Raw genomic sequence first — 7,450 nt, forward strand, 5'->3', positions numbered from 1 at the left:
TGAGTAATGAGTAATGAGTAATGAGTAATGAGTAATGAGTAATGAGTAATGAGTAATGAGTAATACCCATTACTTATTACTCATTACTTCAAAATCAAGACAGACACTTCGGGGTGGGGTTTTTACCTACCTTCTCCCAAAGGGAGAGGCTACGCCAACAGATACAAGGACTGTTTCGCCCACAAGGGGCGAGGTTTTAAACCTTCACTTTCCCAATAAAAAATATCCAATTAACTCTTGTGGGGTGGGCGACACGAGAGCCCAGTCTATAGGGCGCTCATGTTGCCCACCCCACAACATTGGATAATTTATTTCTTGGAGTTCCCTAATATAATGACTGTGGTTAGCAAGCCCTAATTATGCGGACATGACACTGCGTGTTACAGATTAAACTTTCGTCGCAGTAACACTTGGTAAACTGACTTTTAACCGCTTAAACATCGCTTCTCGTGCTTGTACAGCGAGGTTATCATCTAAAGGTTGCAACGTAATTGCCTGCTGATACTTTAGCCGCAGCGCTGTTTGAATTAACCAATCGGCCACAAAGGGATTTTTCGGTAATAAAGGGCCGTGGGAATAAGTAGCGATCGCATTCTGATAAAATGCTCCTTCTGTCCCATCTTCACCATTATTTCCCAAACCATACACCACGCGCCCCAAAGCTTCCACTTTTCCCAGTTTGGTACGTCCACCGTGATTTTCAAAGCCTACCAAATATGGTGTGCTACCCGTCATCTCTTTTAAATCTCGCGCTAGGCGTGAAGCTGTCACTTCAATTACCAAGTTCCCAATACAGCGCTTAGTGTTTTCACCAGGATGGACGGAAACTAAATCGAGTATTCCCAAACCATCAATTCGTTGTCCCAAGCCTGGTTCATAATAATGTCCCAGTAATTGGGGGGAACCACAAGTAAATACTCCTGGTGTGCCATTTTCGATTTTATCGCGCATCGCGTCAGCTTTCGCGCCTTGCAAATCACGCATGACAATTTCTTGTTGACGGTCTTGTGCGCCACCACCAACAATTACATCTACACTTTTAATATCTGCGGCTGTGGCATTTTGATCCAGGGGTAACACTTTCACATCGTATCCCCGCCACTCGGCGCGACGTTCTATAGTAATGACATTACCGCGATCGCCATAAGTACTCATCAGCGTCGGGTACAACCAACCAATTGTTAATTCTAAATTTTGAGAACTCATAAATTTTGGGATTGGGGAGTTAGGAGTTAGGAGTTAGGAGTTAGGAGTTATAGCGGTTCTCGCTTGGGTGCATTACAGTTTTGACCTCTCTCCAAACCTCTCTCCTAAAAGGAGAGAGGCTTTGAATCTTACTCCCCTTCCCTCCTAGGGAAGGGGCTGGGGGTTAGGTCTGTATTGTAGTCAACAGAGAAGCGCTATATAAGAATTCTTTCCCCAATGCCTCATGACAAATGACAAGTGACAAATTTAAAGAATTTTTCGCCCAGTCAGAACTTCTCGCACTTCTAGCATGGCTGAGTAGGTCGGTAGAATATGCAGAGTTTCATTCTCTGGTGTATGCTCTAATGCAGTAGCGATCGCTTGTCGCAAATCTTCTTCGACAATTAAATTTAACTTACTCTCACCAGACTTTTCGCTGTAACGTAGACGTAGAGCCAGATCGTAGACGCGATCGCCACTCACTACTAAAGTTCCTCCCCGTTCGACTAATTTCTCGGTATCTACGTCCCAAATCCAGGATACATCAGTGCCATCGGGCGTGCGATCGTTCAATACCAGCAGTGTGGTTTTATCTGTGCTTTGAGTAACTACGCGAATAGTTTCATTCGTTCCCACAGGATTTTTTGATAACAATATCCGCACCCGTTTACCGTTAATTACTAAATCTTCAGCCCGACCAAAAGCGGCTTGAAAATTGTTAATAGTATCTCTAATTGTTGCTTCATCAACTCCTAACTCAATAGCCGCAGTAGCAGCCGCCAAAGTATTATATTTGTTGTACAAACCAACCAGAATTTGCGACCAGTCACTACTTTCGAGGGTCGGTTTACTTTTACTAAAACCACACTGAGGACAAGTAAAATCTCCCAAATGAGACAAATAAACACCCTCGTAATCTAAAGAATGCCCACATTTAGGACAATAGATAGAATCAACAGCGTGAGGAATAGCTTCTAAATAATGTTCTGGTTCATTCAAACCAAAGAATAACACCCGTTGAGGTAACTGCTGACCGAGGTTAGATAAAGTTGGGTCATCAGCATTCGGAATTACCACCGTTTCTGCTGGTAGGGTAGAAATAACCTTTGTCCAACGCTTACTAATTGTATCGACTTCCCCATACCTATCAAGTTGGTCACGGAATAAGTTTAAACAGAGAATAATTCGTGGCTGGAGAGGTGCTAATACTTTCGGTACAATATTTTCATCTACTTCCAAAATAGCGTAATCAACATCTAGTATGCCTAGTAAGTTGGTGCTTTCCAACAGCGCCGTCATCAAACCATTTTCCAGATTCGCACCAGTAGAATTATGAGCGATGCGATAACCCTTGCGTTCTAATATCGTGCATAAAAGCAGGGCTGTAGTGGTTTTGCCGTTAGTACCAGCAATTAAAATCACTCCGTTTTTAACTTGCTGACTCAATAATTGTAAAAGTCGGGGTTCAATGCGACGAGCGATCGCGCCTGGTAATACACTAGCAGCACCTAGACGCAAAAATTGCACAATAAACGTCACACTTTTTGCCACTGATACCGCGAAACCCAATCGCAGCCTATCTATCAATTGTATTTTGTTTCCCACATCTCTACCCTAGTCTTCTGGCCGTTGCTAATTAAAAGTATTTAACTGCAAATTTAATATGCGTGAGTTTAGCGAATCCTGGCCGAAAAAGCCAGCTATAGCAATTTGAGATTTTGGATTGTTGAGCCTTACAGTTGCCCTACTTTACCTCTGTTTTGAGTTGCCCATAGCGATCGCAGCCACTTGCGAGAGATAATCTCAGTAGGCGTTATCTTAAAAAATAGTGCGTGGGCGTAATTACATATCCAGCCCAGTTTGCCGAATTCAGCACAAACTCACAACAAGTAGTAGCTTGCAAGGTTCCTTTTGATGAATAGCACAAAGTTTCTTTTTTTACATAAACAAATTACTGGCTGGCGAAGGTGGTTGTCCAAATGCCTGTTGTTGCTTGCAAGTCTGTTCATTATAAGTATGCAACCTGCCTATGCTGGTCTTGATAATGATTTATATGATGGCAACATCTTTGTCGTATATGCTGGCAATGGTTCATTGGTTCCTCCCAGACAGACACTCGCACAATCTTTAACCGAACATAAACCCGTATTTTTGGCTTTTTATCTGGATGACAGCAGCGAGTCCAAAAGATATGCCATTTCCATTTCACGGGTACAGGAATTCTATGGTAGGGTAGCAGAAATTATCCCGATTAATGTAGATACTATCCCGCCTAAACAGACCTACGATCCTACAGAAGTAGGATATTACTATTCTGGGGCTGTTCCTCAAGTCGTGGTGTTTAATAAATCAGGTCAGGTAGTTTTGAATAAAAAGGGTCAAGTACCTTTTGAAGAGATAGACGATGAATTTCGCAAAATCTTTGATTTATCACCACGCACTGAAACAGCACAGCTAAAACGGCGAGCCTTCAATGAGTTCAGCAGTGAGTTAGCTAAGTAACTTCTGGGGTAGGCCAAATTGGTCTGCCCTAATTTTTAGTGATATCTGTTACTGCATTTCTGCCGATGCCAAAGCATAATATTTAAATATCTGTGTTCACAATTGAGGAAATTAATCTCTAGTCCGTAACAAATGCCCAATACTTCTCTTACGAGACCTTCGCTCAGTACAAGTGCCCAATGACTAACTAGAATGTATTCTGATGTCAAAGGTTTACACCACCCAGGAGCTAATCAAAATTTTGGCAGCCGAACGCCAAGCTTGCCTCAAAGGAGAGCGTCTAAAATTAGAAATAACAGTCTCTGGTAATCCTTTAATTGACCAGTTTATCAGAACTGATGGGTTCCAACAGTTCACTGCCTATCAAGATTTTAAAACTGCAATTCACGACTATCAGAGGGAAAATAAAATTTCAGGTATTATCTGGCGGGAAGTGACAGTTAAAGGCAAAAACTTACACTATCCCGAAGTTGATACTGAGTTAATTGCCCTCACTACTGACTTAGAAATATTAAAAGCTGCTAAAAATTCCATCGTAGAATTTTGGTATCAAGTCACTATGACGATGGACTTATACTTGAGTTTTAATAATAGTAAACAACACCAAAGAATTGCCCCATCTGATGTAGAAAGAATTGTTCAAAGAACAGAGTGGGCGAGTTTGTGCAAATGGGAAAATTCTAACTTTTTGGAAATGATTTTGCAGCTAGGATGGGGTAAACCAGAAGAAGCTTATTATAAACGAGGAAGACCGCGATCGGGTAGTGAATATATTCATGCAGTCAATCCCGGAAATCGCCCCATTGGTTGATTGATATAACCTCTGTCAATTCAAGAATGCTACTGGCACATTGACCTTTTCTCAAGTCCAACCACTCAGTCTACAGCCAGGTGTAGCCTTTAAAAGGTCAGGCGAGAATAAATGGCTCTTTCCAAGTAGTTCGAGTTCCAGAACCAACAACTAATGTAATACCCCTTGTCATCGGGGCGATCGCCACCAGTGTTTTACTACGTCGCCGTCATCAAGTCGCTTCTAGCTAAATCCTTTGTGAGCAAGCTTTTCGAGACTTAACGCGAAAAGTCAGAGTAGAGTATAACTTCCTTGAGATCAACCCCAGCCAATACAGCACCCTCCAAGTTGGCATTAGTCAGCTTGGCATTAGTCAGCTTGGCATTAGTTAAGTTAGTAGCGCTTAAGTCAATATCACTTGCAAATACTTGACTCAAGTTAGCACCAGTCAGATTAGCACTAGTTAGATCAGCACCTTCCAAATTGGCATTTCTTAAGTTAGCTCCCTTTAAATTAGCATTTCTTAAGTCAGCGCCAATTAAATGAGCCGAACGCAGGTCTGCTCCTGCCAATTCACACCCCGGACATTTGCCTGTTTTAAGTAACTGTCTAACATGGGCAGAATTTGCAGCTTGCACCGGAATGGCATAGCAAATCGTACTTACTAATACTGCGGTAGCTAAAATCTTCAGTTTCATGTGACTTACCTCAAAACGGTTAGATACTATTAACCGAAATTTTCTCTTAATCAATGGGTCAACAATATCTATAAACAGATTGACTCAATTGATCGGCTTTTGCCATTGCACTATTGGATTAGTCAAAGGGTGAGATTGATTCTTGTATTGTTTAAACAGTCTTGCAAAACTACCCTCTTTGGTCGCAGTTTTAACGTGAAATAAATCTGCAATAGGTAATAAATTTGGTATTTTTAAACTTCGCAAAAAATCGCTAAACTCATTGGTCTGGTTGAGGAACTACGCCAGGATATTCCTATATCCACATACTTATAGCACTTTGCAACTAAATGAAGTACACATCTTAATCTGATCAATGTTGTGGGGTGGGCATCCTGCCCGCCCTTGTGTATCTGATTCAGATCAAATGTGCTGTATCTTCCCAATCCCCAATACTTCGGCTTACCTCGGCTTCGCCCTTCTCCTATCGGAGACGCTGCGCGAACGGCTACGCTCAGGACAGGCTCGGCACAAGTCGCGGTAGTTGAGCGTAGTCGAAACTCAGTACAAGTCCCTAATCCCTGACTTTTCACGGTATCTGGAAAACCTCACTTCTATTTCTCTCTCCTTTTAGGAGAGAGACTTTGAATTTTCCCCCTTCCGCGTCGGGAAGGGGGTTAGGGGGTTAGGTTTTTCGTGCGCTTTTCCACATAACGTGAAAAGTCAGTCCCTAATCCCCAGTCGAATCAAAATTGAGGGGCAATATCCCCATGCTTGCTTTCACGAATCAAAAGCAGGCACAGGGCTATTGCCCCTAAATATTTGAGCGCTTTTTAGCGATCGCTCTTTCCCCATAAACACCTATGAATTATCCTTCATCAGGCTGTCTGGGCTTATGACTCCACACACCATACTCCGCAATCTCAACACAGTTATTCAGCAGTGACAAGTTCAGTACTACCGCGTGTACGACGCCGTGTGAGACTGTTGTAAAGCATTACACCGATCGCCTTAATTAAATTACCCTCCAATTCCTGGAACATCTTCATGTTCGTGCCAAAAGCGGCGTTAGCTTCATCAACGATGCGATCGGTTGCCGCCTCGTCAAGGGGTAATTCATCCAAAATTTGCCGATATTTGGCTTTGAATGCCTTTTCATCAGTAATTTCTGGAAACTCATAAAAGGCTGTTCCTTGCCCATCAGACAAATTCATCGCAGTTACAGCAATATTTTTGAGAATTTGTCCCCCGGATAAGTCACCTATGTAACGAGTATATGAATGGGCGATTAACAATTCCGGTTCTGTAGCAGATATTTCTCGGATGCGCTGTACATAAGCTTCACCCGCAGGAGATAGTTTGATTTGCTCTTTCCAGTTGGCACCAAAGTAATAACTCAGGTCTTGCTCTAAGGTATACTTGCGGTTTAGCAGAGGAAAGTTAATTTTGGAAACTATTGGGTGCTGGCGGTGCTTTTCTATTTCCTCTTCCATCGCTGAGTAGACGAAGTAGAAGTTAGCAACTAGTTTCCGGTAAGAGTTTTTTTCTACTACTCCTTTTAAAAAGCACTTGACAAAACCTACGTTTTCTGCCATTGTGTGGGCTTTCTTCGTGCCTACACGTAATTTGGTTGCTAAATTGCTGTTCATGCTAAATTTCTCTACTTTAAAAAGTTAACTGCCGGAGTTTTGATTCACTAACGGCTAAAAAAGCCATTAAAACGTTACCTTAAAACTATTTGATGAGAATTTATATTAAAATTTTTTAAGCTACGATTATTTTGTAGTTTTTTACACAGCAACAAGGCTAGAGGAATAGAACTTTACATTTTGGTGCTTTGATTTTTTGTTGTTATTAGCTGAATTTTGCTTTTATTCTCAGCTTTACTGAAAAACACTGGTGATGAAACCGGGGTAATATTTATGACTTCATTACTGTGTTAGTAGCATTGCCAAATGTGAACTAATACAGACAATCAAGATTTAAAGTTGAGGGCATAAAAGGAATAATTAGCTAAAATGTGTAAACTTTACTGATAACGTAAAAACCAATCGTGACTTTATTAAAGATTTATAATTTTAGAGGCAAAAATTACGTATTTTTACGTAAAAACAGCTTGATCTAGAATGAATTTCTTAAGAAAAAAAGCATATCTAAATTGCTGAATAAAGTCTTAAGTGCTATTTTTCAGTGTGATTGTGTGGAGTGTTTAAATATAAAATGGTTTCATCAATAACTCGGACACCGGGGATTTCTGGGGGTTCTGCTGACGAAGCAGAGGGATTGGGCAAAGGGA

6 protein-coding genes are annotated in these 7,450 nt (G+C 41.4%); 2 read left to right on the forward strand and 4 right to left on the reverse strand.

Features of this window, described 5'->3' with window-relative positions:
- Window positions 1–387: 387 nt before the first annotated feature.
- Both V7K50_RS04640 and V7K50_RS04645 read right to left on the reverse strand, forming a co-directional pair.
- Entirely contained in the window at window positions 388–1,206 is an 819-nt protein-coding gene (locus V7K50_RS04640; RefSeq protein ID WP_334957717.1) for a type 1 glutamine amidotransferase, read from the reverse strand.
- 246 nt (window positions 1,207–1,452) lie between these two features.
- A complete protein-coding gene (locus V7K50_RS04645) occupies window positions 1,453–2,790 on the reverse strand; it encodes a Mur ligase family protein (protein WP_334957719.1) in 1,338 nt (445 codons plus the stop codon).
- A 309-nt stretch (window positions 2,791–3,099) separates the two neighbouring features.
- Between V7K50_RS04645 and V7K50_RS04650 the strand changes: the two genes are divergently transcribed.
- Window positions 3,100–3,687, forward strand: a complete 588-nt coding sequence (locus tag V7K50_RS04650; RefSeq protein WP_334957721.1) for a thylakoid membrane photosystem I accumulation factor — start codon at window positions 3,100–3,102, stop codon at window positions 3,685–3,687.
- 202 nt (window positions 3,688–3,889) lie between these two features.
- Complete coding sequence (locus V7K50_RS04655) at window positions 3,890–4,498, forward strand: hypothetical protein (protein WP_334957723.1); 609 nt, start codon at window positions 3,890–3,892, stop codon at window positions 4,496–4,498.
- Between the two features lie 257 nt (window positions 4,499–4,755).
- Here V7K50_RS04655 and V7K50_RS04660 read toward each other — a convergent pair whose 3' ends face one another.
- A complete protein-coding gene (locus V7K50_RS04660; protein ID WP_334957725.1) occupies window positions 4,756–5,175 on the reverse strand; it encodes a pentapeptide repeat-containing protein in 420 nt (139 codons plus the stop codon).
- Between the two features lie 911 nt (window positions 5,176–6,086).
- A complete protein-coding gene (locus V7K50_RS04665) occupies window positions 6,087–6,803 on the reverse strand; it encodes a biliverdin-producing heme oxygenase (RefSeq protein ID WP_334957727.1) in 717 nt (238 codons plus the stop codon).
- Between the last annotated feature and the right edge of the window lie 647 nt (window positions 6,804–7,450).

Origin of the sequence: Nostoc sp. (genome assembly GCF_036917135.1) — a bacterium.
In the GTDB taxonomy this organism is placed as follows: domain Bacteria; phylum Cyanobacteriota; class Cyanobacteriia; order Cyanobacteriales; family Nostocaceae; genus Nostoc.